Genomic DNA, 24808 nt, shown 5'->3' on the forward strand with positions numbered 1-24808 from the left:
TTTCAAAAATATTGCTAAATATTTAAAAAGCAAAAAGTGTTCCTAAATTAGGATAAATTAGAATTTACCCAAAAAACAATCTCATTTCCAATTTTATTTAAGGCTTTTTGAAAAGCATTATAAGTAGAGCGGATATCTTTTTTTTCTATTTTTTCTTTAGTATTGAAAATTTTATGAGCTATTATTTGATTGTTTTCAAGATTTATGAAATTTACGCTTATAGAAATTTGAGCGTAGTTTTCATTGTTGTTAAGAATTTGTTCAAAAGAGTTAATCCTGCTTTCAAGGGCATAATCCGCATTTAAAGAGCTTGTTGAAGAAAGTAAGGTTGTAAAAATATTGCTTTGTTCAAATTTTGATAAAATTAAAAAAGAATAAAGATTGCTTGGTAAGTCTCCCCAGAAATAATGTGCGTATTTGTTGCTAAAACCATTATCTATATAAACAATAGCTCGCGAGTTTAAATACCAAGGTGCATTTGCATTGCGAATTTTAAGAATTTTACCGGTTTTTTTAAAAAAAATATTTGAGTCTATTCCTTCATCTTTTAATATGATATTTTCATTTTTATTGATGGTTTCGTGTCTTAAAGAGCATCCGCATAATATAAAAATAAAAGTCAAAATATAGAATAATTGCTTTAGCATTATTTTTCTCCTGGTCCTAGTTTAGGTTTAGTTTCTTTAAAAATCAAATCAGCAGGGCTGTTTTGTAAATTTTCTATTAGAATATTGCTTTCAATTAAAATTCGTTTAAAAAGCTCTAAATTTTGCATCAAAGATGCTTTAATATCATCATAAGTGTTTAATTTTTCATCAGCTTTTTTTATGAAATTTTTTAAAATCATCGTGCTTTCTTTTATGTCTTTAAGACTGGAGTTGAAATTTTGCGCACTAAGGCTTATATTATCAGCCATTTTTCCTATTTTTAAACTTGTGTTTGAAAGATTAAGGCTTAAATTTTTAGAATTAGCATTTAAATTTGCACTTAATTCTGCTAGATTTTGCAAAAAGATTTCTAGATTTTTAAGATTTTTTTCGCTTAAAAGTTCTTTTGATTTATCATCGGCCGTTTTAACCAAAGAAAAAATATGTTCACTTTGTCTGTCTATGGTTGCTAAAAAACTTTCTTTAAAAGGAATGACTGGAAGTTTTCCCTGTATAGATACTAAATCTTTGCTATTTTTGCTTCCGCCTTGAAGTTGGACAAATTTAAGCCCTGTGATACCTTGAAGTTGCAAAGTAGCAAAGGTGTCTTCTTTTATAGGGGTATTGTTTTTGACCTTAATGCGTATGTTAACGCCGAGTTCATCTTGATTGTAAATGCTGATTTCTTCTACGCTACCTACTTCCACGCCCAAAAGCCTTACGGGTGCTTTTATGCCAAGTCCTGCAACGGATTCTTGCGTGTGAATTTCATAATACTTAAAACTTTCTTCTTTAGAGTATCCACCAAGCCAAAGTATGAAACCAAGACTTGCAAAAAACACTCCAAAAACAAAAAGTCCTACAAAAAAATAATTTGCTCTATTTTCCACTTTTACTCCATAAATCTTTTAAAAAGTCGTTCATTTTGCAGGCGTAATTCTTCATAAGTACCGCAAAATCCAACTTTTTTATTTTCTAAAATGATAAAGCGATCGAGTAAATTTTTCATACTTTCTTTATCATGTGTAACCAAAATGATATTTAAATCAAAACTTTTTTTTAATTCTAAAACCAAATCGTCAAATTCGCGACTACTATGAGGGTCAAGTCCTGAGGTAGGTTCATCTAAAAAAAGTAACTTACTATCAAGTGCTAAAGCTCTAGCAATTGCCACTCTTTTTTGCATACCACCACTAAGTTCGCTTGGAAATTGTTTTAAAACACTTTCGTTTAAACCTACCATTTTTAGCTTCATTAAAACCAGTTCTTGTATGCTATTTTCATCTAAATGAGTGTATTCTTTTAAAGGAATGGCTATATTTTCATAAACATTAAAAAAGCTAAAAAGTGCAGCAAACTGAAAAACCACACCCCATTTTTTACGCAAAGCAAGTGCATCTTCTTCGTTGATATTTTTAAGTTTATAGCCTAAAATTTCATATTCTCCACCATCAAAATGTTCAAGCATAAGCATTTGTTTTAAAAGGACGGATTTTCCACTTCCACTACCTCCTAAAATACCAAAAATTTCGTTTTTTTTGATTTCAAAACTTACGCCATCATGGACGATTTTTTCTCCAAATTTTGTAATGATATTTTGTGCTTTAATAACCATTTAAATTCCTGCAGAAGTTAGAATAACAGAGAATAAAGCATCAAAAGCTATCACCCAAAAAATAGCATTTACAACGCTTTTTGTGGTATAAATTCCTATGCTTTGTGTAGTGTTTTTTACCTCAAAACCACGAAAACAAGCAATAAGCCCTATTAAAAATCCAAAAATAGGTGCTTTTACAAGTCCTATAAAGATATGTTTTATATCTACAGCTTCTCTAAAGCGTCTTAAAAATTCGGCAATTGAAATATCAAGATTTAATTTTGCAACCATCATTCCACCTATAATACTGATTGCATCGCTAATGGCAACGATTAAAGGCATAGCCACTACCAAAGCCATAACACGTGGAATAATAATAAATTCAAAAGAACGAAAACCCATAGTATTCATAGCTGCAATTTCATCAGTGATTTTCATCACTCCAATTTGTGCGGTATAAGAGCTTGCACTTCTTCCTGCGATCACTATGGCAGCGATTAAAGGTGCAAGTTCTCTAGTGGCTGAAATTCCCATCAAATCCACTATGAAAATATTGGCTCCAAATTGTGCGAGTTGATAAGCGGCCTGATAGGCTAAAACCACTCCTACTAAAAGAGCAGTTAAAATAACTATAGGCAAGGCTTTAAAAGCAGAATTTTCTATATGATATAAAAAAGCAATAAAGCGAAAATTTTTAGGATTTTTAAGGCATAAAAAAAGACTTGTGAAAAAAGCTCCTGTGAAATTGATGAATTTTCTTAAAATTTTTAAAAGTTCTAAACTTAATTTTCCAAGATCGATAAAGTATTCACTGAAATTTTTATGTGATTTTTTTGTTTTGCTTAGTCTTTGGTAGTTTTTTTCACAAAGTTCAAAAAGGGTTTGAAAGCGTGAATTTAAGCCTTCTTTGGTGATTTTAATATTTTTATCTTTAAGGTCATTTTCCAAAGCAAGGAAAAATCTCACTCCAGCGGTATCGATTGCTTTTAGATCTTTAAAATCAAAAATCACTTCCTTGCTTTGAATCAAAGCTAAAAAATCTTTTATTTTTAACTTATAAATACTTGTTTTATCCCAAATTCCAAAGATAAAAAGAGTGTTATTTTGAAATTTGAAATTTGTATTCATTTTATTTGCTAAGGATAAAATTTACAAGCTTTGAAACGCTAAAGCCAAAGTGTTCAAACACATCTTTGTCTTTGCCACTTTCTCCAAAACTTTCTATGCCATACACTTTATGGCAAAATTTATAAAGTTCATTAGAATGTGCTGCTTCAACACCTATAACTTCACCTTTTAACAATCTTTCTTGATAAGCTTTATCTTGTTTTTCAAAAAGTTCAAAACAAGGCATGGAAACAACATTACAAGCAAAACCTTGTTTTTCAAGTTCGTTTGCACTTTCTAGACAAAGCCAAACTTCGCTTCCGCTCGCTAAAAGTGTAAATTTAGCATCTTTGCTTTCTTCAAGTAAATATGCTCCGTTTTTTACATCTCCAAAAACGGGTTCATTTAGAGCTTTGAGTTTTTGGCGTGAAAGCACAAAAGCACTTGGAATACCTGCATTTAGGGCTATTTGCCAAGCTTTGACATTTTCCACTCCATCAGCAGGTCTAAAGGTTAAAAAATTTGGCATAGCCCTAAAAGTGCTAAGTTGTTCTATAGGTTGGTGTGTTGGTCCATCTTCGCCCACACCTATGCTATCGTGTGTGAAAATGAAAAAATGTTTGATTTTCATTAGAGCCGCTATTCTTGCAGCAGGTTTTAAGTACTCGCTAAAGATGAAAAAAGTTGCCGAAAATGGTAAGAAAATTCCATATCTTGCAAAAGCATTGTTAATCGCTGCCATAGCGTGTTCTCTGATACCAAAATGGATATTTTTACCTTCTACAAAGTCTCCCATGCCGTGAAGTTCTGTTTTATTTGAAGGGCCTAAATCCGCACTTCCACCTAAAAATCCTTCTAAATTTTTAGCTAAAATATTTAAAATTTCACCATTGCTATCTCTTGTAGCAAGATCTTTTCCTTTAAAATCAGGATAAGCTATCTTGCTAAAATCAGGATTTAATAACCTTTCTAAAAGTTCTTTTTTACCACTTTTTTCAAGCTTATCTTTCCATTTTGCTTCTTCTAAATCCCCAAGTTCTACAGCACTTTCAAAGCGGATTTTGCTTGCTTGTGGGATATGAAAACTGATATTTGGATCAAAACCTGCTTGTGCTTTGGCTTTTTTAATCACTTCTTCGCCCAAAGGTGCACCATGGCTTTTATGACTGCCTTCAAGCTCTCCTGCACCCTTTGCTATAGTTGTTTTTGCGATGATAAGACAAGGTTTTGTGGATTTTTTAGCTTGTTCTAAGGCTTTATTGATTTCTTCGTAATTGTGTCCATTTATACTTAAAACTTCAAATCCTTGTGCTTCAAAACGCATTTTTACATTTTCGTTAAAGGCTAAACCTACATCGCCTTCTATGGAGATATTGTTGCTATCGTAAATAAGTATGAAATTATCAAGCTTGTGAAGTCCTGCTAAAGAACAAGCTTCATAAGAAATGCCTTCTTGCAAATCTCCATCTCCGCAAAGACAATAAATTTTATGATCGATTAAATCACTACCTAGTAAATTTTGTGCTTTTTTTGCCGCCATAGCAAAGCCTACAGCATTGGCAACGCCTTGTCCTAAAGGGCCTGTAGCAATCTCTACTCCAAGAGTTGAAATTTCAGGGTGTCCTGGGGTTTTAGAATGAAGTTGGCGGAAATTTTTAAGATCTTCTAGGCTTAAATCATAGCCACTTAAATGTAAAAAACTATAAAGTAAAGCACTTGCATGTCCACCTGAAAATACAAGTCTATCACGGTTTAGCCAAGTTGGATTTTTGGGATTGTGTTTTAAATGATAACTTAAAACACTTAAAATATCTGCTAAGCCCAAAGGTGCACCTGGGTGTCCTGAGTTTGCTTTTTGCACCATATCGGCACTTAAAAATCTTAGAGTATTTGCCTGTTCTTGTAAAATTTGAATGTCCATTTTTTGCCTTTATAAGTATTGAATTATTAAATTTTGTATCATTTGTGCGAGTTTTTCATTAAGTTTTTCTAAATCTTGTTCGCATTCACTAAGAAGATTTTCTTTTGTTTTTATGGCTTGTTCAAGTCCAAGCAAATTGACAAAAGAATTTTTATGAATATCGTTATTAGTAGGCTTTCCGCTTTGTTCTTGACTTGTAGTTACATCGATAATATCATCATTGATTTGAAAAATCAGTCCTAGTTTTAAACCAAGTTTGTAAATTTGATTGCTTTCTTCGTTGTTAAGTTCGCAAATTTCACAACCCATTTTTAAAGCTGCAGCGATCAATTTTGCGGTTTTATGTGTGTGTAAAAACTCAAGTTCATTTAAACTCAGTCTTTTGTCTTCAAAAAAACAATCAATAGCTTGTCCTATAACCATTCCATTAAGTCCTGCATTAAAGGCAAGGGTTTTGATGAGTTTGATTTTGATTTCATCTTTTAAATGAGCATGACTTAGAACTAAAAAAGCTTCAGTATTTAAAGCATCGCCAACTAAGATGGCTGTAGTTTCATCGTAGCTTTTGTGTAAGGTTGGAATTCCTCGTCTAAAATCCGCATTATCCATAGCGGGTAAATCATCGTGTATGAGTGAATAAGTATGGATAAATTCCAAAGCTAAAGCCACATCTAAAGCTTGATTTAAAAGTTCAGGTTTATTGCTTTGTACTACGCTTAAAAGCAATTGTGCGCGAAAATGCTTTCCTCCCGCTTTTAGCATAAGGGCTAAAGCTTCATTAAAAAAAGGATGAAAGCTTTCAACTTTAGGTAGATTTTTTTCTAAGTGATGGATAAAAAGTTCTTTTAAATTCACTTAGTAAGCCTTATGAAAAATTGAAATTTACCATCGCCACCTGAGTTGGCATTTCCGCCTAGTTCATTGTTGAAATTTGATAAAGGTAATTTAGTACTTTTGCGTTCAATTAAGATGCTAAAGTCATTACCAGCACTTAAAATATTTTGTAATTCTTTAAAATTATTTAAAATAATATTATTAACGCGTAAAATTTTATCTCCTACCATAAATCCTGCATTTGATGCTTTTGATTTTGGATCTATTTTGGTTACAACAAGACTAGTATTAACCGTTAAACCAAGATTGCTTGTGAAATTTGTAATTTTTGGTTTTGGTTTAGAATCAGGAAGGTTAAATTTGCTTAAATCTTTTGCAAAAACTTCAGTAGAAATATTTAAATCCATATTATCACGCAATACTTGAAAATAAAGAGTGCTTCCGCGATCTGCAAAAAGAATTTTTTCATTGAGTTTTCTTAAATCATTGGCGGGTAAGCCATCAACACTTATAACTTGATCGTTGATTAAAAATTGTGGATTTTTTCTTACATTGTTAACATAAATTTTATTTTCTCGAACAACAAAATCAACGCCAATATCCCCCCAATAAACATCGTTATATTTCATAAAATGTTTTAAATAGCGATTGCCTATAAAAGAGCTATTATTTAAAGCAATCCCCATCATTTCACAGCATGGAGTCCCTAAAAGTCCTATTTTAGAATTAAAATCAAGTTGATCTTTTTCATCAATATTTTGAGCTAAATACTTAATATGCCCTATATAAGGTTTATTAGGATCCCAAATTCCAACCCAATCATTACGAGTAAGTTTTTCTTCATCACCCATAGGAGTAGGGATTAGGCTAAAGTCAGTTCTTACAAGATATAAATTTAAAAATGGATCGTATTTTACATATTTGTTAAGCTTAGTATTAGGCTGTTTTAACACAGCAAGTAAATTTTCACTGAGTGCAAAAGCTGGCATTCCTTCATAGTTGAGCATGCTTGCCTTATTTCTTTCATAACCTGCTAAAAAATCTTCAAATTTAGGTCTTTCTATACCAAAAGACAAAGTAAAAAGCATGCAAATAATTAAAATTTTTTTCATAATTTCATACCTCCAAAACCGCCTAAAACATCATTCGCCATACTTGAGCGATTTTGCGCAACCATGGCTAAAACATCATTAATCGCAGAAATAAGTAAAATTTGCAAGGACTCTTTATCTTCAAGTAAAGAATCATCAATGCTAACATCGATAATCTCGCCTTTTCCATTAGCGCTTACTTTAACAAGTCCTGCTCCACTTTTGGCGCTAAATTCACGATTTGCAAGTTCTAGTTCTATATTTTTTGCTTTTTCTTGAACTTGATTTAAAAGTTCACCCATTTTAGAAAAATCCATATTTTCAAACATTGATTATCCTTGATTTTTTAAAATTTCATTAACAACTACTTTATCACTAAAAGGATATTTTATCCCTTTAATTTCTTGAGTAGTTTCATCACCTTTGCCTAAAATAACGACTAAATCGTCATTTTCTTTTAGTTCTAAAGCTTTTTTTATGGCTTCTTTTCTATCTTCTATCGTTAAAACTTTTTCTTTTTTAGCAAAGCCTGATAAAATTTCTTCCATGATGGTTTTTGGTTCTTCGCTGCGTGGATTATCACTTGTAATGATAGCAATTTTTGCAAAATGTTCGACGATTTTTCCCATTAAAGGGCGTTTGGTTTTATCTCTATCTCCACCTGCTCCAAAAACAACGATGAGTTTTTTATTTTTAAGAGTGTCAAGCACTTTTTCAATGCCATCAGGCGTATGAGCAAAATCCACAATCACACCTTTTGCTACTTGTTCTACCCTGCCACAAACTCCGCCAAATCCACTGATAGCTTTTTCCAAATCTTTTAAATCAGGCTTTACAAGTTCATTCACACAAGCACTAGCAACTAGAAGATTGTAAAGATTAAAAAGTCCTAGTAAGGGCGAGTCTATGTGAAAAGTTTGATTTTTATTTGTTACAATAGCACTAATGCCTTCTTCTAAAGAATAGGCTTTGATTTGATATAAAGCAGGATTTTCTATGCCGTAAGTAAAAGCGTTACGCACATTAAATTTAATAGCCAAAGCATCTTTGTTGATAAATTTTAAACTCTCATCTGTAAAAAAAAGTTCTTTTGCTTCTTTGTAATTTTCAAAAGTACCGTGAAAATCTAAATGATCTTGAGTGATATTGGTAAAAATTTTAGCAGCAAAATTTAAGCCTTCGATACGGTTTTGAACGAGTGCGTGTGAGCTTACTTCCATGATGAAAAAATCACATTTTTTTTGAGTGGCTATTTGTAGGTACTCTAAGGTTTTAAGAATAGGGGAGGTGGTTAAGGATTTTTCATCAATTTGTTCATCGTTGATAAAAGCTCCTCTTGTCCCGCAAAGCCCGCATTTATAACCTAAATCCAATAAGATAGAATAAATCGCTGCTGCGGTTGTGGTTTTACCATTGGTTCCTGTGATTCCTATGATTTGAATCTTTTCATCGATTTTTAAAAGTTTTTTACATTCATTTACATCAATGATTTTTGCACCTTTTTCTAAGGCTTGAGCGTGAAATTTAGCATTTTGTGTGGTTTGTAAAAAAAAGCATTCTTTTTCACACTCTAAGGTATTATCTGTAATGAATGAATTTTCAAGTTTTAATTTCACTTTTAAATCCTATGAGTTTTTCTTGGAGTTTGATAAATCTATCATTTGCCCAAAAATGAGGCATAACATTTTCTATATAATTTAAAGTCATATCTTTATAGCCATTATCAAGTAATTTTTCCAAAAAATCTAAAAAATCATCACGATTATCAATAACTAACTTAGTGCTGTTAATGATATTTTCAAAACTTTTTTGAAAACCAAGTTCTTCTTCGCTTTTTAAAAAATCTTGATAATTTAACGCATGCCCATCTTCAAATTCGTTTTCCTGTTTGTTTTCTTGTTTTTTAAATTCAATCGTACTTAAAATTTCTTCTAAGTCTTTATCAATGCTAGAGATTTTGTAATGTTCTATATAAAAATCAAAAAGTAAAGAAGCTTCTTTAGGAGATTTTAAAGCAAGATCACAAAGGCAGATAAAATTTAGCAAGCGTTTATTTTTGCGTTTTTCATAAGCCATAGAAAAATACATTTTTGCAGTTTTAAAATCTTTCTTGTAAAAATGTTCAATTCCAAGTTTTTTATAATTTTGCAAATTCGTCTGCTCCGCCGTTTAAATTGATTATAGTGATTTCTGGATGAATATCAATCTTAAGTTGCCTTTCAAGACCGTATTTTAGTGTCGTTCCACTTGATGCACAACCTTTGCAAGCTCCTATTAAATGGACATAAACAACCCCATTTTTAATCCCTAAAAATTCAAGCCCTCCGCCATCACGTTCAAGCATAGGCAAGCTCTTTTCTAAACTTGCTTTAACAGGATTTATAAGCTCTTCATCACTAAAAGGCATCATAATTTATCCTTAAAAATTTTTATATACTTTAGCGTGATTGTGTTTAAAAAAAGGTAAATTAAGGCTTGAAATTTAAATAAATTAAAAAGGTTCGTCATTATCTTGTGCGCTAAATCCTAAATCATAAGCTGTAAAGTTTTTGTTACTAAAAATTCCATTTAAGTTTCTAAATGATTGTTGCAGAATTTCTTCGTTTTTTTCATATTTTAAGAAGCTTAAATATTCTTTTAAAAAATTATTTAATTCTTCGGTATTTAAATTTTTAATTAAAAGATTTAAATTTTTATCAATAAGCGTAAAAAGTTGTTTTTTTAATGCGAGTGTAGAATTTTTAATTTTTACATTGTTTAAAAAAGCTAAATTAACCTTGCAAATACCTAACAAGAATTCGCTATAGTTTAAATTTTTTCGAATATTTTTACTTTCAAATTCTCTAATATCACTATCTTCATAACCTTTTTTTTCTAAAATTTTATCCAATAAAATTTTATGCTTAAAACAAACACTATCACTAATTTGCTTAAAATCGTTACATATATCTGGATGCTGTTTTAAAAAAGCTATAAGTTCTAATTCTGCAATGTGAATTTTTTCTTTAGGAAAATTGTATTTATTTTGAGAAATTAAAGGGGTTTGTATGGTTTTTTTTGAATTTTGTGATAAGACGATAAATTTTTCATCCACTTTTAATAAATTTGAAACTAGACTAGTGTAAGAATTTGCCACTAAAGGTTCAAGATTAAAGGTGAATTTTTGTATAGTTTCTAAAGCTTTTTGTTTGTCAAGAGCAGAAATTATGGAATGAGTGGATATTAAGCGTCTGATATAAAATTCACCAAGCTCTATTCCTTCATCGAGTATATTATGGAGTTTTGTGCTTTCATTTTTTGCTACGAGCTCAGCGGGATCTTTTCCGCCTTGTAAAATTGCCACTTTACCGTCTATTTTGTTTGTGCTTAATAAAAATGCAGATCGTGTCGCAGCTTTTAATCCTGCTTCATCATTGTCAAAACATAAAATCACTTTTGCATCATAACGGCGGATTAAAGGTAGATGATGTTCGGTTAATGCTGTTCCAAGAACTGCTACAGCATTGTTAAACCCTGCTTTGTGAAAAGCTATTGCATCCATGTAGCCTTCACATACTATTATTTCTTTTTTTTTGGCTATATTTTCTTTAGCGATGTTAAAAGCATAAAAAATTCTACTTTTATCAAAAAGTATATTTTGGGGTGAATTTACATATTTTGCCGGTGCATTGGGATTTAAAGTACGCCCTCCAAACCCTACTAATAAGTCTTTATGATCGTAGATTGGAAAGGTGATACGCCATATAAAACTTGCGTAAAATTCATTATTTTCATCTTTTTTTAAAGCTCCAACACTCATAGCATCTTCTAAAGGAATTTTTTGATTTTGCAATAATCTTATACTATCTTCACTTGCTCCTGCAAAACCTAATTCGAATTTGGCTATATCTTTGTCATTTAAAGCTCTTTGGTAAAGATAGGTTAAAACTTCTTTGTGGTGTTTGAGATTATCTTTAAAATACGCATTTAAGCTTGGTAGTATAGATTTTAGCTCTTTTTTATTTTCTTGTTTTTCTTTTGTATAGCTCAAAGTAAAATTACTAAGGCTTGCAACTTTTTCAACTGCATCGGCAAAACTTAATTTTTCATAATCCATTACAAATTTAAAAGCATCTCCACCAGCCTTGCAAGCAAAACAATGATAAAAACCTTTGGTAGGATTGATATGCATAGACGGGTTTTTATCTGCATGGAAAGGACAGATACATACAAAACTAGAGCCTTGTTTTTTTACTTCAATATAATTTTCTATAACATCAACAATATTAAGTCTTTGGGATAAATTTTCTATACTTTCTTTAGTTATCATTTTACAAACCTTGTTAAAATTATACAAAGATTTGGCTATAATTTGGCATAAAATTTTTAGAGCGAGACTATGGATTTTTTCTTTGTAGAATACAGAGACCCTTTAGTAGGGCTTATAATTTTAACCATTTTAGTATTTGTTGTAGCTGTTGCAAATTATATTTGGAAAATATTTGCTAACAAAGATGAAGAACAAAAGCTTGAAAAATTTATAAAAAAATTTGAAATGGATAACGCTCATAAAGAGTTGTTAAGAAATAGTAGCTTGAGTTTTGGAAATTTAAGTTTTTTGGCCGAAATTTTTACTAAAAGCGGAGAATTTGAAAAAGCAACTCAAATTTATTTGATTGCTCTTGAAAAATGTAAAGATAAACAAGAAAGAGAATTTATTTTCCTTTCTTTGGCAAAAGTTTATTTTAAAGCAGGATTTTTAGAGCGTGCAAAAGAAGTTTTATTACAAGTTTTAAAACTGCGTCCAAGAAATATACAAGCCTTAAAACTTTTAAAAATTGTTTATTTAAAACTTCGTTCTTATAAAGAAAATTTAGAACTTTTAGAATGTCTTTTTGAGCTTAATGAAGATGTACAAAAAGAGCATGATTTTATCAAAGCTTTAGAACTTTGTACTTTTAATATCACTGATGAAGAAAAAAAGAAAAAACTTTTAGAATTTAAAATAGAAGATAATCCTATGTTAGGGCGTTTAGTTTTTGAAAAATATCATATGTTTTTAGGGCAAAATTTTTTTGATATTTGTGATTTGCTTTATAGAGAAAATGAAGCGTTTAATTTAGAAAATCAAGATTTTTTAGAATTCTTTTATGCTTTGGGCAAAATTTCAAAGCATGATGATACACATCAGTTTGTTTTTAAAAATTCTAATTTTAAAATGTTAAAAATTTTAAAAGATAATTCTTTTAATGCGGGGTTAGAATTTTCATATCGTTGTTCTGAGTGTAAAAATGTTATGCCTTTATTTTTTTATCACTGTCCTATTTGTTATGAGTTTAATACTTGTACAATTATTTATGAAGTGAAAAACAATGAAACACATTGAAATTTATACAGACGGTTCATGTCTTAATAATCCAGGTTTTGGCGGATGGGCTTATATTTTGCGTTATAAGGAGTATCAAAAGGAAGGTTTTGGAGCTGAGGCTAATACCACTAACAATAGAATGGAGCTAATGGCAATTATTGAATCTTTGAAGGCTTTAAAAGAGCCTTGTGAAATTTCGCTTTTTACAGATTCTAACCTAATGGTTCAAAGTATTAATGAATGGCTAGAAGGATGGATAAAAAAGGATTTTAAAGGTAAAAAAAATATAGATTTATGGAAGGAATATATTAAAGTGGCAAAATCTCATAAGATTAAGGCTTTTTGGGTAAAAGCACATAATGGACATTTGGAAAATGAAAGATGTGATACATTGGCGCGTGAAGCTGCTTTGAAAATTGCAAGGGAAAATGATGAAAAACATTGAAAAACTAGAGCAGAGTTTAACTTATGAATTTAAAGATAAAAATCTTCTTATACATGCTTTAACCCATAAAAGTTTTAAAAAATCTTACAACAACGAACGCTTGGAATTTTTAGGTGATGCCGTGCTTGATTTAGTTGTGGGTGAATACCTTTTTCATAAATTCGCCAAAGATGCCGAAGGAGATTTATCTAAGCTTAGAGCGGCTTTAGTGAATGAAAAGTCTTTTGCAAAAATTGCAAATAGTTTAAATTTGGGCGATTTTATTTTTATGAGTGTTGCTGAGGAAAACAATGGAGGAAAAGAAAAGCCTTCTATACTTTCAGATGCGTTAGAAGCCATTATAGGTGCTATACATTTAGAAGCTGGGTTTGAGTTTGCAAAAACTATTGCTTTAAGGCTTATAGAAAAAAATTTCCCTCAAATTGATGCAAAAATTCTTATAAAAGATTATAAAACAAAATTACAAGAGATTACACAAGGAAAAATCGGACAAACTCCGCAGTATGAAACAGTGCGTGCTTTTGGTCCTGATCATTTAAAGCAATTTGAAATCGCTTTAATGCTTGATGGTAAAGAACTTGCAAGAGCTATTGCGGGAAGCAAAAAAGAAGCACAACAAATGGCAGCAAAAATTGCACTTGAGAAATTAGGAGCTTTATAGTGAATACCTTTGGTACGAGATTGAAATTTACAAGTTTTGGTGAGTCTCATGGTGTGGCTGTTGGATGTATTATTGATGGAGTGCCTGCTGGAGTTAAATTTGATGAAGAATTTTTACAAAATGAGCTTGATAAACGCAAAGGCGGAAGTAAATTTGCAACACCAAGAAAAGAAAGCGATAAAGCTCAGGTTTTAAGTGGAGTTTTTGAAGGATATACAACGGGTCATCCTATAGCTATAGTAGTTTTTAATGAAAATGCTCATTCTAAGGATTATGATAATTTAAAAGATCTATTTCGTCCTGCTCATGCGGATTTTGCTTATTTTTATAAATATGGCATAAGAGATCATAGGGGTGGAGGTAGATCAAGCGCTAGAGAAAGTGTTGCTAGAGTGGCTGGTGGTGCAGTTGCAGCGATGCTTTTGTGTGAATTTGGCATTTGTGTTCAAAGTGGTGTTTTTGGAATAGGAACTTTTGTATCAAATTTGAAAGAAGAAGAATTTGATTTTGAATTTGCTAAGAAAAGTGAAATTTTTTGCCTTGATCCAAAACTAGAAAGTGACTTTAAAAATGAAATTTTAAATGCTAGAAATTCAAAAGATAGTGTAGGCGCTGCTGTTTTTACAAAAGTTAGTGGTATGCTTGTGGGACTTGGAGAAGTTCTTTATGATAAGTTAGACTCTAAATTAGCTCATGCTTTAATGGGAATTAATGCTGTTAAAGCAGTTGAAATAGGCGAAGGTATTAATGCAAGCAAAATGCGCGGATCGTGTAATAATGATGCTTTAAAAGATGGCAAGTTTTTAAGCAATCATAGTGGAGGAATTTTAGGAGGAATTTCAAATGGAGAAAATCTTATTTTAAAAACTTATTTTAAACCTACTCCTTCTATTTTTGCCAAGCAAGAAAGTATAGATAAATTTGGCAATAATTTGGAATTTGAACTCAAAGGTAGGCATGATCCTTGTGTAGGTGTTAGAGGAAGTGTTGTAGCTAGTGCTATGGTGCGTTTGGTTTTGGCTGATTGTTTGCTTTTGAATGCGAGTGCGAATTTAAACAATTTAAAAAATGCTTATGGATTAAAATAAAAAAGCCCATTTTCATGGGCTTGATTGCAATATTTTGAAAAGATTCAAATACTATATCGCTTGTTTTGCTAAATACTTTATACTTTAACTAATAAAAAATTGATTAATATCAGCCTTATTTTCAAAAGCTATACTTGTATAAGCTTGATTTTTAAATTTAAGTTCATGGCTTTTTCCTACTTCGTGTTTAGTATAGGTAAGGGCTATTTTTAAGGCAAGTTCTAAGTCTTTTTCTGAAATTTTTTCATCTACCAAAGAGTAAGCTCCGATTAAATCTCCAAGTTCTATTACTTCATATTTAGGAGTTTTTAAACCTTTTAAAAGAGTATTTTCAAGTTCATTTCTACCTATGATCATTTTAGCTCCATTGGGTAATCTTAAATGACGACCATATTTTAAAAGTTGTGCGTCATTAACCTGCATATCTTTGTCAAATTCTATGAAATCTCGAATTTTTTTAGCAAAACTATCAAGAGTTAGCAAACAACCTCCACCTGGGCTTTCAAAGTCTTCTAAGCCAAATTTAGCTGCAAGTTCAAGTTGTCTTTTACGACTTCTTCCACTAATACCTTCGAGTTTTTCTCTATCTACCCAACCTTCTCTTTCAGGTTTGGTTAGAGGTAGGTTTTTTGCACACATAGGACGCAAGATTAAATCTTCTTCATCAAGAGCAAGTTTTTTAACCTTTGCCATCGCATCACTTCTTTGACTCATAGGGCGTTGTCCTAAAACTTCTCCTGTGATGATAAAGCTTGCATTTTCTTCTTTTAACATAGCAAGAGCAGTTTTAAACATAAAAGCATGACAATCTATACAAGGATTAAAATGTTTGCCATAGCCATATTGTGGATTAAAAAGCACTTCTTGAAGATAGGAATTTCTTACATCTATCATTTCAAAATCTGCACCTACCATTGCCGCACGCTTTTTCATGATTTCGCTTTTGTCACTTGTGCTTCCAAAACCTATGTTGATATTTAGAGCTTTAACTTCTATGCCTTGTGCAGTGATGAGTTTCATTGCAAGCATACTATCAAGCCCACCGCTAAAAAGAGCTAATGCTTTCATTGATTCCTTTCTGAGATTATAAAATTTTTTAAGATTTTGTCGATTATAAAAGGTATAATTTTAACTAAAAAATCTTTAAAATAAGGATTGGAAAATGTTAAAAATAATTTTGGTTTTAAGCATTTTGAGTTCTTTTGCTTTTGCAAATTCTTGTGCTAACTACGAGCAAGAACTTAAAAAGTGTAATTCTTTAAAAAATTCACATGAGAGAAAAATGTGTCGTTTAGGTTTATTTGCAAAATGTAAAAAAGGATAAATAATGAAAATCGATACTTCTACTAGTTTAACTCATTCTTTAACTAATAATGTTGATAAAAAAGAGCTTAGCGTATTAAAAAAAGAAGATCAAGATAAAATTCCCGTGCAAGATCTTTCGAGTTTAAATAGCGATGGTGTTAAGGTTGTTTTTGAAAATAAGCAAGGTGAACTTATAGCTTTAAATTTAAGCGATGAAAATTATAGTAGTTTACAAAAAAATTTCAGTTCTTATACGAATTATGTTGCTAGAAATGATGGTAGTATAAGGCTTAATGGCGAAGCAAACCAATTTGTTTCAAATTGGTTTGAAAGTGTAAAAGATAATTTTGGTTCTTTAAATTCAAATTTAAATAATAAACAACAAAGTGTAAAATTAAATTTTAATACAAGCACCCTTCAACAAAGTATGCAAAATTTAGGCTTTAAAACAAGCGATGAAAAAATATCTGATGATGCAAATATAGAAGAAAAATTAAATTTTTTTATTGATAAAGATGTAAATAAAGATGGTAAAGTTGATGATAGTGATGTTAAAGAGCCTAGCATGAGAGAAATTTTAAGCGACATTAAAGAAGCATCAGGTGGTGGAGCTAATGCTATGAAAACCATAGATCCGCAAAAAATCAATAAAAAAGATGATAAGGAAAATAATATCAAAGAAAAAGAAGACGAAGATTTACTTCAAAAAGCCCAAGAAAAAGGTTTAAGTGCTTTAAGTGCTGATGAGCAGGCAAAGCTTGAGGCTAGCAATCCTGAAGAATTTGAAAAACTGAAGCAAAAATCTTTGCAAGAATTAAGTCAGAATTTAAGTAAAGATTTTCAAAATAAAATTGAAAATCAAGAAACACAAATTGTAGATAAGAGAGTGTAGCAAATTATAATTTTACCCTCTTAAGATTTTAAAATCATATATAATAGGTAGTGTAATTCTTAAATCCCCGTTATAGTGTGGAAAATTTAAAGAAGCTTTTTTTATGCTTTCTAAAGCACTTTTATCTAACAAATCATATCCTGAGCTTTCTATGATTTTTAAATCTGTTAAAGTTTTATTTTCTTTCCATAAAAATTCTACTTTTACAGTTCCTTGCATACGCATTTTTTTTGCTTGCCTTGGATAAAATTGTGCTTGTTGTATAGCTTTTTGGATTTCTTTTAATACAGGGTGATTATCTTTTCCTTGTGTTAATTGGGTGATTTTAGGTTTGACATTTGTATCAGTTGTTTTTGTAAAAGTTTTAACTTCTTGAGTTGGTGCTATTGGGATTTTATTTGGTATTGGATGTGAAGGTGTTTTTTTTATCTTTTTTTGCATTTTTTCAGGAGTTTTTTTAATAACTTTTGGCTGAGGTTTTGGTTTGATAGGTTCTATAATGGATTCTGTTGGTTTAGTCTCATTTGTTGGATTAGTTTGGGTAAACTGTTTTATTGCTAAAGAAAAAGAATCTTCATTTTTAATTTCCATTTTAAAAAAGTCATTTGAGTGAAAAATGACAAAAAGCAAAGGTATAAAGACTATAAAAGTTATATAAGAAGCTTGGTATTTATGATTTAAAAATAAAGTTTTCATTTGTTTTTCTCAGTAAGAATTTGAAAATTTTCATGTTCTTTGGCTTTTAAAAAATCTATAATTTTTACAAAGCTTTCAAATTTAGCATTTTTATCGCTTTTTAGTTCTACTATGGTTTTTTTATCAAGTGAAAAAATAGCATTTTGAACTTCATTTAAATCAGCTAATTTATCATTTAAATAAAAAGTATTTTTTTCGTCTATGGTTATAAGAAGTTTTTTTTCATTATTACTTATATTGGTAGCATTTTCACTTGAAGGAAGTGAGATTTGAATTTTTCCATGCGCAATAAAGGTTGAAATACTAAGTACTATAGCAAGCAAAACAAGCATAATGTCTATAAATGGAACTATATTTAAACCTTCATTTTTTGGTAGTTTAAGCATTTTTATTTGCCTTATAAGCATTGCTTAAGAGGGAAACTTTTCTAAGTAAGGCATTATAAGCCATTAAAGCAGGAATAGCAACCAAAAGTCCCAAGGCTGTAGCTTTAAGAGCTAAAGAAAGTCCTACGACTATAGATTTGACATCTATATTGCCCGCTAAGCCCATTTCGTAAAATGTAACCATGATGCCTATTACAGTGCCTAAAAGTCCTATATAAGGGGCATTGGAATAGATGATATATATAGTGGTTAAATTTTCACTAATCGCATCATCAAATTGCTCTTGATTCTCATAATTTTTAAAGTTAATTTTTCTAAAAAATAGCATTCTTTCTACAACACACCAAAAAGCTATAAATGCCATAATTCCTAGAATTAAAAAGATAATTAAATCGATGTAATCTTTTAGAAATTCCACATTTTTCTCCAAAAATATACTTACTAAATTTTAGAAGATTATACTATATAAAAAATAAATTTATAATTAATATCAATTATCATAATTTTTAAGAAATTCTTGTTTATAGTTTTTATTTTTATTAGGTTATAATTTATAAAAATTTAATAGGGTTTAACATGACTATAGATTTAAATCACAATTTTACCTCTTTTGTTCTTCTTGATGAAGTTGATTTTAATTTTTCGGAATTAAAAAGCATTTTAGAATATAAATTTAATATAAAAATAGCTGATGAAAATTTTACCAAAGAGGGCGTGATTTTTTTATATGAAAATATGTTGGTTACTCTAAATTTGATTAAAAATCCTATACCTAATCACGAAGCAGAATACTATGCAAATTTTAATTTTATGTGGAAAGATGCCTTAGAGCAAACTAAAAAACATAAAGCTCATCTTCTTATAGCGGTGTTAAGTCAAGATCAAAGCAAATTAGAACAAGCTAAAATGTTTACGAAAATTGCAGCTTTATGTTTGGATAATAAACATGCTTTAGGTTTTTATACAGGTGCAGTTGTTTTAGAGCCCAGTTTTTATATAGAAAATGCAAAAATGTTAGATGATAATCGCTTGCCGGTATATAATTGGATATATGTTAGTGTTTATCCTAGTGAAAATGGAGTCAATGCTTATACTTGTGGGCTTAGAAATTTTGATAAATTAGAACTTGAAGTTTGTGATTTAAACATAGAAGAAAAAGAACTTTTCTTTTGTATTTATGATATTGTTTTACATATTTTAACTTATGATATTAATCTAAAAGATAAAGATATTTTAAAATTTGAAGATGGAAAAGAAATAAAATTTATAAAAAGTCAAGGCATAAGTGTTGAGAACGAAATCTTGAAAATTATTTTTTAAGTTTCACATTCACTTCACAGTTCTGAGTTAAACTTTTGCCAACCAAAACACAAAAGGAGAAATTATGAAAGCAAAATTAACTTTACTTGCTTTGTTGGGCGCTACGGTGCTTTTAGCTAAAGATATGGTTGTTCCTGCTAGCGAACTTCCAAATAATGCCAAAGAATTTATTTCTAAAAATTTTAAAACCGCTCAAATTGGTTTAGTGAAAAAAGATATAGATTCTTATGATGTAATTTTAAATGATGGAACTGAAATTGATTTTACGATCAATGGAGATTGGAAAGAAGTTGATGGAAAATATAAGGCTTTACCGCATACTATTTTACCTAGTGTTATGAAAAAAGTGAGTGCAACTCAACCAAATGCTCAAATTATTGAAATAGATAAAGAAATTAATAGTTATAAATTTAAGTTTAATAATAACATGAAAGTTTATACGGATATGCAAGGAAATGTCCTAGGTCAAAAATTAGATTAATTTTTGAAAATTTAACCTTCTTAATTTGGAAGCATAGTCTTCCAAATTTTTATTTTTTGATTGTAAAACCCAAAATATATTTAGTTTTAAAATAATACTTTATTGATACAAGTGATTGTTTTTTTATAAAATTAAATTTACAAAATGTTACATAAAATTTAAAATATTTTTTAAAAAAAATAATTATTTATAAATATTTTGCTAAAATAAAAGAGATATAATCTTACAATTTTAAGGAAGAATAATGAATACTCCTAAATGGACTAGTCACGATACAAGGTGGGTTTTATCTCTTTTTGGAACAGCTATTGGAGCCGGTGTACTTTTGTTACCTATTAGTGCTGGGCTTGGTGGATTGATACCTTTGTTAGTTATACTTGTTTTAGCTTTTCCTATGACTTACTTAGCTCATAGAAATTTATGTCGCTTTGTGCTTTCAAGTTCTAATCCAAAAGATGATATTACTTTTGTTGCAGAAGGTTATTTTGGCAAGGGTGGTGGATTTTTAATTACGCTTTTGTATTTTTTTGCTATTTTGCCCATTTTATTGGTTTATAGTGCTAATCTTACAACAACTTTACTTGAATTTTTAGTCAATCAGTTTAATTTCAATGCAGATCTTACTCATGCTGCTCGTTGGTGGGTGAGTTTTTTGATTGTTGGAGTTTTGGTTTTGATTTCTATTCTTGGTGAAAATGTTGTGACAAAAGCAATGAGTTTTCTTGTTTTTCCTTTTATTATATTTTTATTTATTTTTTCATTGCTTTTAATTCCACAATGGAATTCATCATTATTTACAAATGCCGATTTTTCTGTAATTTCAACAAGTAATTTTTGGGTTACTTTATGGCTTGTTATTCCTGTGATGGTATTTAGTTTTAATCACTCTCCTATTATTTCTTCGCTTGCTTGTTATTGTAAAAAAGAATATGGTGATTATGCTGAACCTCGCGCTAGAAAAATTATTTCTTTGGCAGTTATTCTTATGGTTTTTGTTGTAATGTTTTTTGTTTTTTCTTGTGCTTTAACTTTTACACCAGAAGATTTTGCATCAGCAAAAGATCAAAATATCAATATTCTTACCTTTATAGCAAATAAATTTCCTGAAGTTTCTTTGCTGACTTATGTTGGGCCTATTGTTGCACTTGTGGCCATTAGTAAAAGTTTCTTAGGACATTATCTTGGTTCTCAAGAAGGCTTAAATGGCATTTTATATAAAGCAAGTAATGGTAAAATTCAAGGTAAATTCGCTCAAACTTTAACAGCGATCATTACCTTTGCTATCGCTTGGCTTGTTGCGTATAAAAATCCAAGTGTTATAGGAATTATTGAGGCTATTGGTGGTCCTGTTTTGGCTATTTTGCTTTTCTTGATGCCACTTTATTGTATTTATCGTTTTGATATTTTGGCAAGATTTCGTAATAAATTTTTAGATCTTTTTATTTTGGTAATGGGAATAGTTGCAATTTCTGCTGCAATTCACAATCTTTTATAAATTAAGGATAAAAAATGAGTAATTTAAGCATTTTTAAAATAGGTGTCGGTCCTTCTTCTTCTCATACTTTAGGGCCTATGCTTGCTGGAAATTTATTTTGTAAAAAAGTTGCTAAAAAGCTTGATGAAATTGATAGAGTTGAAGTCATTCTTTATGGTTCTTTGTCATTAACAGGTAAAGGACACTTGAGTGATAAGGCTGTAATTTGGGGGTTAAATGGTCTAGAAGCTAAAAATTTAAGCGCGGCAATACAAGATGAAGTAAATAAAAATGCTATTGAAAATGCTCAAATTGATTTTTGTGGAGAGAAAAAACTTTGTTTTAATTATGAAAAAGATTTGATATTTTCCAAAGATTTTTTACCTTTACATGAGAATGGTATGAAGATTAAAGCTTATGATTGTAAAGGCGGGTTAGTTGATGAAGAAACTTATTATTCTGTAGGTGGAGGCTTTGTTTTAACAGCTGCACAATTAGAAAAAAAAGGTAAAAATTCCAACCAAAATAAAAAGAAAAAACTAGATATAGAGCTTAACAATGCAAAAGAAGCTTTAGAGCTTTGCGATAAAAGAGATTGGGATTTAGCAGAGCTTTCTTATCGTTATGAATTGCAATTTCACACTAAAGAGGAAATTCGTGCTTATTGTCTTGAAATTTGGGAAATAATGCAAGAAGTGTATTATAATGGTACACATCCAAATGAAGATTATTTGCCTGGAAAACTTCATTTAAAGCGTAGAGCTAAAGGACTTAAAGAAAGAGTGGCGATGACAACTGATCCTATGGGCATTATCGATTTTATTTCTTTATATGCTATTGCGATTGCTGAAGAAAATGCTAGCGGAGCAAAGGTTGTAACCGCGCCAACAAATGGAGCATGTGCTGTTATCCCTGCTGTTATGCTTTATCTTAAAAATCATACTATAGGTTTTAGTGATGAAAAGGCTATAGAGTTTTTATTAACAGCAATGCTTATAGGTTCTTTTTATAAGAAAAATGCAAGTATTAGCGGAGCAGAAGCAGGCTGTCAAGCAGAAATTGGTAGTGCTAGTTCTATGGCAGCTGCAGCTATGGCAACAGTTTTAGGAGCTAATGCTTTTAAAGCATGTAACGCTGCTGAAATGGCAATGGAACATCATCTAGGTTTAACTTGCGATCCAGTTGCAGGGCTTGTGCAAATTCCTTGCATAGAAAGAAATGCCTTTGGAGCTATTAAGGCTATAAGTGCTGCTAGAATGGCAATGACACGTAAATCTACTCCTATGGTAAGCCTTGATGAGGTTATAGAAACCATGTACGAAACAGGAAAAGATATGAATTATAAATACAAAGAAACTTCTTTAGGTGGTCTTGCTACAAATTTAAAAACAGTATGCTAAAGTGTTTTTACACTTTAGTGTATTTTTTCATTCTTTGATTTAAAAATTCTTTCATTTCTTCTTTGGAAAAACTTTTAAGAATACGAATTTGCTTAAAAAGCAAGCCAAGATTGATTGCTCCCATCACTAAAAGCAATAAGCAAATCATTAAAAAAACAAGATCTATGGCTCCAAATTCATTAATCATAGCCAAACTTGCAAAAAATATGCTCGCTAATAATAAAAAAAATAAAAGCAATATTTGTTTTAATTTTGCTTCATTAAAATTATCGCAATTTTGAGTGAAATTTCTAAAAAGTATGATCTTTTTACCCAAATTTGAAATTAAAATTTCATCATTTTCTTTAAATAAGCCTTCTTTTAAACTTTGATAAAAAAAGATTTCATTGTTTAAATTTAAATTATCTTTGTAGCTTGATAAGGTGTAGTCTTTGTAAAAAAAGGATTTTAATTCATTTTTCTTTTCTATTTTAAATAATCTTAAATCATTTCTCGCATAAAAAAACCCACTAAAGTTCATAAATGCCATAAGTATCACTCCCTAAAAAATTTCTATAAAGTGGCTTGAAATTTAAAGGTATTGTAACATTTTTTTCATCATTTAAACTTGAACTTTGGAAAATCAAAAACATATCTATTTCATCTTTAAAGATTTTGAGAAAATTTTCTCCACCCTCATACATTAAAAATTTAGCTTCACTTGGAATTTGGGTATAAATTTGGCGGTTTGGAACTTTAAATAAAGGGATATTTTTATCAAAATTATCTATATTTTGACGGCTTAAGATACAAAGATTAGGCGCTTTTGCTTTGCAAAGCCTAGCATCTAGTATAGGATGATCTTTTCTTATGGTTTCTCCGCCGACTACAAGCAAATCAATCACCGCTCTAATTTTATGTGCATAAGTGCGACTTAGCTCATTGCTTACGATTTTGCCAAAAGGCGAGCCATTCATAGAAAGGGCTAATTTAAAAAGTTTAAATTGCCCTTTTTGCCATTTTAAAAAAGGTTTTAAAAGTTTTTTTCCTTCTTCTTTAAGTATGTCAAATTCAACCTCTATGCCTTGTTTTTTTAAAAATTCAGCCCCACCACTTGCGATTTTATTTTCATCTTTAACGCTGATGAAAATTTTTTTAAAACCTAGCTCGCTAAAGAGTTTTGCGCAAGGAGGCGTTTTTCCTTGATGAGAGCAAGGCTCAAGTGTGACAAAAGCTATGCTATCTTTAAATACACCTTGATGGTTTTTGCAAATAAACTCATGTAAAGCGTTTGCTTCTTTAGGCAATGAAATTTCAGGTCTTAAACTTTTAAAAGCATGAGTTATGGCATTAAGTTCTGCATGAGCTAATCCAGCTTTTTCATGAGCTTTTATGGCTAAAATTTTTCCATTTTTATCTAAGATTACACAGCCTACAGCCGGATTCGGATAGGTTAAAAACTGATATTTCCAAGCCTCATTTAAAGCTAAATTCATATAAAATTCTTTCATTTGCCTGCCTTGTATTTTAAAATTTGACATATTTTTAAAATTTTATATTTTTGTTTTAAGATAATAAATTCTAAATTTTCCATTTTATTTCTTATTTTTAGTTATATTAGTCATAGTTTTTCTAAGTTTTTTAGGATATAACAAAAATAGTAAGACCGAAGTATTATTTTTCATTTGTAGCATCCTTTATAATTTCAGGAATGATATAAGCTTGATAAACTAGAAAGTCTTGGTGGCCGGGAGAAAGGGATTCGAACCCCTGGAGGTGTGACCCTCAACGGTTTTCAAGACCGCCGCTTTCGACCACTCAGCCATCTCCCGATAAAGTAAAGTTTTGCCTTTTGGAGGCGACATCCGGATTCGAACCGGAGATCAAGGCTTTGCAGGCCCATGCCTTACCGCTTGGCTATGTCGCCCTGATAATGTTGAAAAAGTGGTGCCCGAGGCCGGACTTGAACCGGCACGGAAGAAAAATTCCGAGGGATTTTAAGTCCCTTGTGTCTACCAATTCCACCACCCGGGCGGGTGATTATGGAGCGGGAAACGAGATTCGAACTCGCGACCCCAACCTTGGCAAGGTTGTGCTCTACCCCTGAGCTATTCCCGCATAAATTTCTGAAAGAATT

28 protein-coding genes and 4 tRNA genes are annotated in these 24808 nt (G+C 30.6%); 10 read left to right on the top strand and 22 right to left on the bottom strand.

Going from position 1 to position 24808, the window contains the following annotated elements:
- Positions 1-47: 47 nt before the first annotated feature.
- From AJ936_RS03250 to dnaG, 12 genes are all read right to left on the bottom strand, one after another.
- Positions 48-647 carry an ABC-type transport auxiliary lipoprotein family protein gene (locus AJ936_RS03250; RefSeq protein WP_002862285.1) on the bottom strand — a complete coding sequence of 200 codons (600 nt, stop codon included), beginning with the start codon at positions 645-647 and terminating at the stop codon, positions 48-50.
- Positions 647-1537 carry an MlaD family protein gene (locus tag AJ936_RS03255; RefSeq protein ID WP_002862284.1) on the bottom strand — a complete coding sequence of 297 codons (891 nt, stop codon included), beginning with the start codon at positions 1535-1537 and terminating at the stop codon, positions 647-649. The genes AJ936_RS03250 and AJ936_RS03255 overlap by 1 nt, the downstream gene beginning before the upstream one ends.
- A gap of 2 nt (positions 1538-1539) precedes the next feature.
- The gene (locus AJ936_RS03260; RefSeq protein ID WP_002862283.1) at positions 1540-2262 is read right to left on the bottom strand and encodes an ABC transporter ATP-binding protein; all 723 of its coding nucleotides are present in this window, start codon (positions 2260-2262) and stop codon (positions 1540-1542) included.
- The gene (locus tag AJ936_RS03265) at positions 2263-3372 is read right to left on the bottom strand and encodes an ABC transporter permease (protein ID WP_070274059.1); all 1110 of its coding nucleotides are present in this window, start codon (positions 3370-3372) and stop codon (positions 2263-2265) included.
- Position 3373: 1 nt separating this feature from the next.
- The gene (gene tkt, locus AJ936_RS03270) at positions 3374-5272 is read right to left on the bottom strand and encodes a transketolase (RefSeq protein ID WP_044779896.1); all 1899 of its coding nucleotides are present in this window, start codon (positions 5270-5272) and stop codon (positions 3374-3376) included.
- 9 nt (positions 5273-5281) lie between these two features.
- On the bottom strand, positions 5282-6127 hold the full coding sequence (locus AJ936_RS03275; RefSeq protein ID WP_002883129.1) for a polyprenyl synthetase family protein: 846 nt from the start codon (positions 6125-6127) through the stop codon (positions 5282-5284).
- The gene (locus tag AJ936_RS03280; protein WP_002862279.1) at positions 6124-7218 is read right to left on the bottom strand and encodes a PDZ domain-containing protein; all 1095 of its coding nucleotides are present in this window, start codon (positions 7216-7218) and stop codon (positions 6124-6126) included. Before AJ936_RS03280 ends, AJ936_RS03275 begins: the two co-directional genes overlap by 4 nt.
- A complete protein-coding gene (locus AJ936_RS03285) occupies positions 7215-7526 on the bottom strand; it encodes a YbaB/EbfC family nucleoid-associated protein (protein WP_002851172.1) in 312 nt (103 codons plus the stop codon). The genes AJ936_RS03280 and AJ936_RS03285 overlap by 4 nt, the downstream gene beginning before the upstream one ends.
- A 3-nt stretch (positions 7527-7529) precedes the next feature.
- The gene (locus AJ936_RS03290; RefSeq protein WP_002862278.1) at positions 7530-8813 is read right to left on the bottom strand and encodes a UDP-N-acetylmuramoyl-L-alanyl-D-glutamate--2,6-diaminopimelate ligase; all 1284 of its coding nucleotides are present in this window, start codon (positions 8811-8813) and stop codon (positions 7530-7532) included.
- Positions 8797-9348, bottom strand: a complete 552-nt coding sequence (locus tag AJ936_RS03295) for a hypothetical protein (RefSeq protein ID WP_002855727.1) — start codon at positions 9346-9348, stop codon at positions 8797-8799. Before AJ936_RS03295 ends, AJ936_RS03290 begins: the two co-directional genes overlap by 17 nt.
- A complete protein-coding gene (locus AJ936_RS03300) occupies positions 9335-9607 on the bottom strand; it encodes a NifU family protein (RefSeq protein WP_002866611.1) in 273 nt (90 codons plus the stop codon). Before AJ936_RS03300 ends, AJ936_RS03295 begins: the two co-directional genes overlap by 14 nt.
- Positions 9608-9688: 81 nt before the next feature.
- Positions 9689-11506 carry a DNA primase gene (gene dnaG / locus AJ936_RS03305; RefSeq protein WP_070274060.1) on the bottom strand — a complete coding sequence of 606 codons (1818 nt, stop codon included), beginning with the start codon at positions 11504-11506 and terminating at the stop codon, positions 9689-9691.
- 69 nt (positions 11507-11575) lie between these two features.
- Between dnaG and AJ936_RS03310 the strand changes: the two genes are divergently transcribed.
- The 4 genes from AJ936_RS03310 to aroC are packed head-to-tail and all read left to right on the top strand — an operon-like array spanning position 11576 to position 14738.
- Positions 11576-12562: a hypothetical protein gene (locus AJ936_RS03310; RefSeq protein ID WP_044779894.1), complete on the top strand. Its 987-nt coding sequence runs from the start codon at positions 11576-11578 to the stop codon at positions 12560-12562.
- Complete coding sequence (gene rnhA / locus AJ936_RS03315) at positions 12549-12989, top strand: ribonuclease HI (protein WP_002851277.1); 441 nt, start codon at positions 12549-12551, stop codon at positions 12987-12989. Before AJ936_RS03310 ends, rnhA begins: the two co-directional genes overlap by 14 nt.
- Positions 12976-13650: a ribonuclease III gene (gene rnc, locus AJ936_RS03320; RefSeq protein WP_002862275.1), complete on the top strand. Its 675-nt coding sequence runs from the start codon at positions 12976-12978 to the stop codon at positions 13648-13650. Before rnhA ends, rnc begins: the two co-directional genes overlap by 14 nt.
- A complete protein-coding gene (gene aroC / locus AJ936_RS03325; RefSeq protein WP_002862274.1) occupies positions 13650-14738 on the top strand; it encodes a chorismate synthase in 1089 nt (362 codons plus the stop codon). Before rnc ends, aroC begins: the two co-directional genes overlap by 1 nt.
- A gap of 84 nt (positions 14739-14822) precedes the next feature.
- Here aroC and AJ936_RS03330 read toward each other — a convergent pair whose 3' ends face one another.
- Positions 14823-15806, bottom strand: coding sequence for an MnmA/TRMU family protein (locus tag AJ936_RS03330; RefSeq protein ID WP_002862273.1), 984 nt, complete (start codon positions 15804-15806; stop codon positions 14823-14825).
- A gap of 94 nt (positions 15807-15900) precedes the next feature.
- Here AJ936_RS03330 and AJ936_RS03335 point away from each other — a divergent pair, with 94 nt between their 5' ends.
- Together AJ936_RS03335 and AJ936_RS03340 are read left to right on the top strand one after the other, a co-directional pair.
- Positions 15901-16062 carry a hypothetical protein gene (locus tag AJ936_RS03335; protein ID WP_002778908.1) on the top strand — a complete coding sequence of 54 codons (162 nt, stop codon included), beginning with the start codon at positions 15901-15903 and terminating at the stop codon, positions 16060-16062.
- Between the two features lie 3 nt (positions 16063-16065).
- Complete coding sequence (locus AJ936_RS03340; RefSeq protein ID WP_002862272.1) at positions 16066-16935, top strand: hypothetical protein; 870 nt, start codon at positions 16066-16068, stop codon at positions 16933-16935.
- Positions 16936-16947: 12 nt separating this feature from the next.
- Here the strand turns inward: AJ936_RS03340 and AJ936_RS03345 are convergent, their stop codons facing one another.
- Genes AJ936_RS03345 through exbB form a run of 3 tightly spaced genes read right to left on the bottom strand, consistent with a single transcriptional unit; the run spans position 16948 to position 18435 of the window.
- Positions 16948-17631 carry an energy transducer TonB gene (locus AJ936_RS03345; RefSeq protein WP_002862271.1) on the bottom strand — a complete coding sequence of 228 codons (684 nt, stop codon included), beginning with the start codon at positions 17629-17631 and terminating at the stop codon, positions 16948-16950.
- Positions 17628-18017, bottom strand: a complete 390-nt coding sequence (gene exbD / locus AJ936_RS03350) for a TonB system transport protein ExbD (protein WP_002851470.1) — start codon at positions 18015-18017, stop codon at positions 17628-17630. The genes AJ936_RS03345 and exbD overlap by 4 nt, the downstream gene beginning before the upstream one ends.
- Positions 18010-18435, bottom strand: a complete 426-nt coding sequence (exbB, locus tag AJ936_RS03355; protein WP_002851166.1) for a TonB-system energizer ExbB — start codon at positions 18433-18435, stop codon at positions 18010-18012. The genes exbD and exbB overlap by 8 nt, the downstream gene beginning before the upstream one ends.
- 158 nt (positions 18436-18593) lie before the next feature.
- On the opposite strand from exbB, the gene AJ936_RS03360 reads away from it, so the two are divergent.
- From AJ936_RS03360 to AJ936_RS03375, 4 genes are all read left to right on the top strand, one after another.
- Positions 18594-19337 (top strand): DUF4261 domain-containing protein, encoded by a 744-nt coding sequence (locus AJ936_RS03360; RefSeq protein WP_070248901.1) that lies wholly within the window; start codon positions 18594-18596, stop codon positions 19335-19337.
- 64 nt (positions 19338-19401) lie between these two features.
- On the top strand, positions 19402-19818 hold the full coding sequence (locus AJ936_RS03365) for a PepSY-like domain-containing protein (RefSeq protein WP_070248903.1): 417 nt from the start codon (positions 19402-19404) through the stop codon (positions 19816-19818).
- A gap of 244 nt (positions 19819-20062) precedes the next feature.
- A complete protein-coding gene (locus AJ936_RS03370) occupies positions 20063-21313 on the top strand; it encodes a serine/threonine protein kinase (protein WP_070248905.1) in 1251 nt (416 codons plus the stop codon).
- Positions 21314-21327: 14 nt separating this feature from the next.
- Positions 21328-22692: an L-serine ammonia-lyase gene (locus AJ936_RS03375; RefSeq protein WP_070274061.1), complete on the top strand. Its 1365-nt coding sequence runs from the start codon at positions 21328-21330 to the stop codon at positions 22690-22692.
- Between the two features lie 7 nt (positions 22693-22699).
- Here AJ936_RS03375 and AJ936_RS03380 read toward each other — a convergent pair whose 3' ends face one another.
- From AJ936_RS03380 to AJ936_RS03405, 6 genes are all read right to left on the bottom strand, one after another.
- Positions 22700-23221, bottom strand: coding sequence for a hypothetical protein (locus AJ936_RS03380; RefSeq protein WP_070248907.1), 522 nt, complete (start codon positions 23219-23221; stop codon positions 22700-22702).
- Positions 23202-24212, bottom strand: a complete 1011-nt coding sequence (ribD, locus tag AJ936_RS03385; protein ID WP_079463153.1) for a bifunctional diaminohydroxyphosphoribosylaminopyrimidine deaminase/5-amino-6-(5-phosphoribosylamino)uracil reductase RibD — start codon at positions 24210-24212, stop codon at positions 23202-23204. The genes AJ936_RS03380 and ribD overlap by 20 nt, the downstream gene beginning before the upstream one ends.
- Before the next feature lie 203 nt (positions 24213-24415).
- Positions 24416-24503, bottom strand: a tRNA-Ser gene (locus tag AJ936_RS03390).
- 21 nt (positions 24504-24524) lie between these two features.
- Positions 24525-24598, bottom strand: a tRNA-Cys gene (locus AJ936_RS03395).
- A gap of 18 nt (positions 24599-24616) precedes the next feature.
- Positions 24617-24705: transfer RNA gene (locus AJ936_RS03400), tRNA-Leu, on the bottom strand.
- A 9-nt stretch (positions 24706-24714) separates the two neighbouring features.
- Positions 24715-24789, bottom strand: a tRNA-Gly gene (locus AJ936_RS03405).
- Positions 24790-24808 lie beyond the last annotated feature (19 nt).

This window comes from Campylobacter sp. BCW_6877 (assembly GCF_001762445.1).
Taxonomy (GTDB): domain Bacteria; phylum Campylobacterota; class Campylobacteria; order Campylobacterales; family Campylobacteraceae; genus Campylobacter_D; species Campylobacter_D jejuni.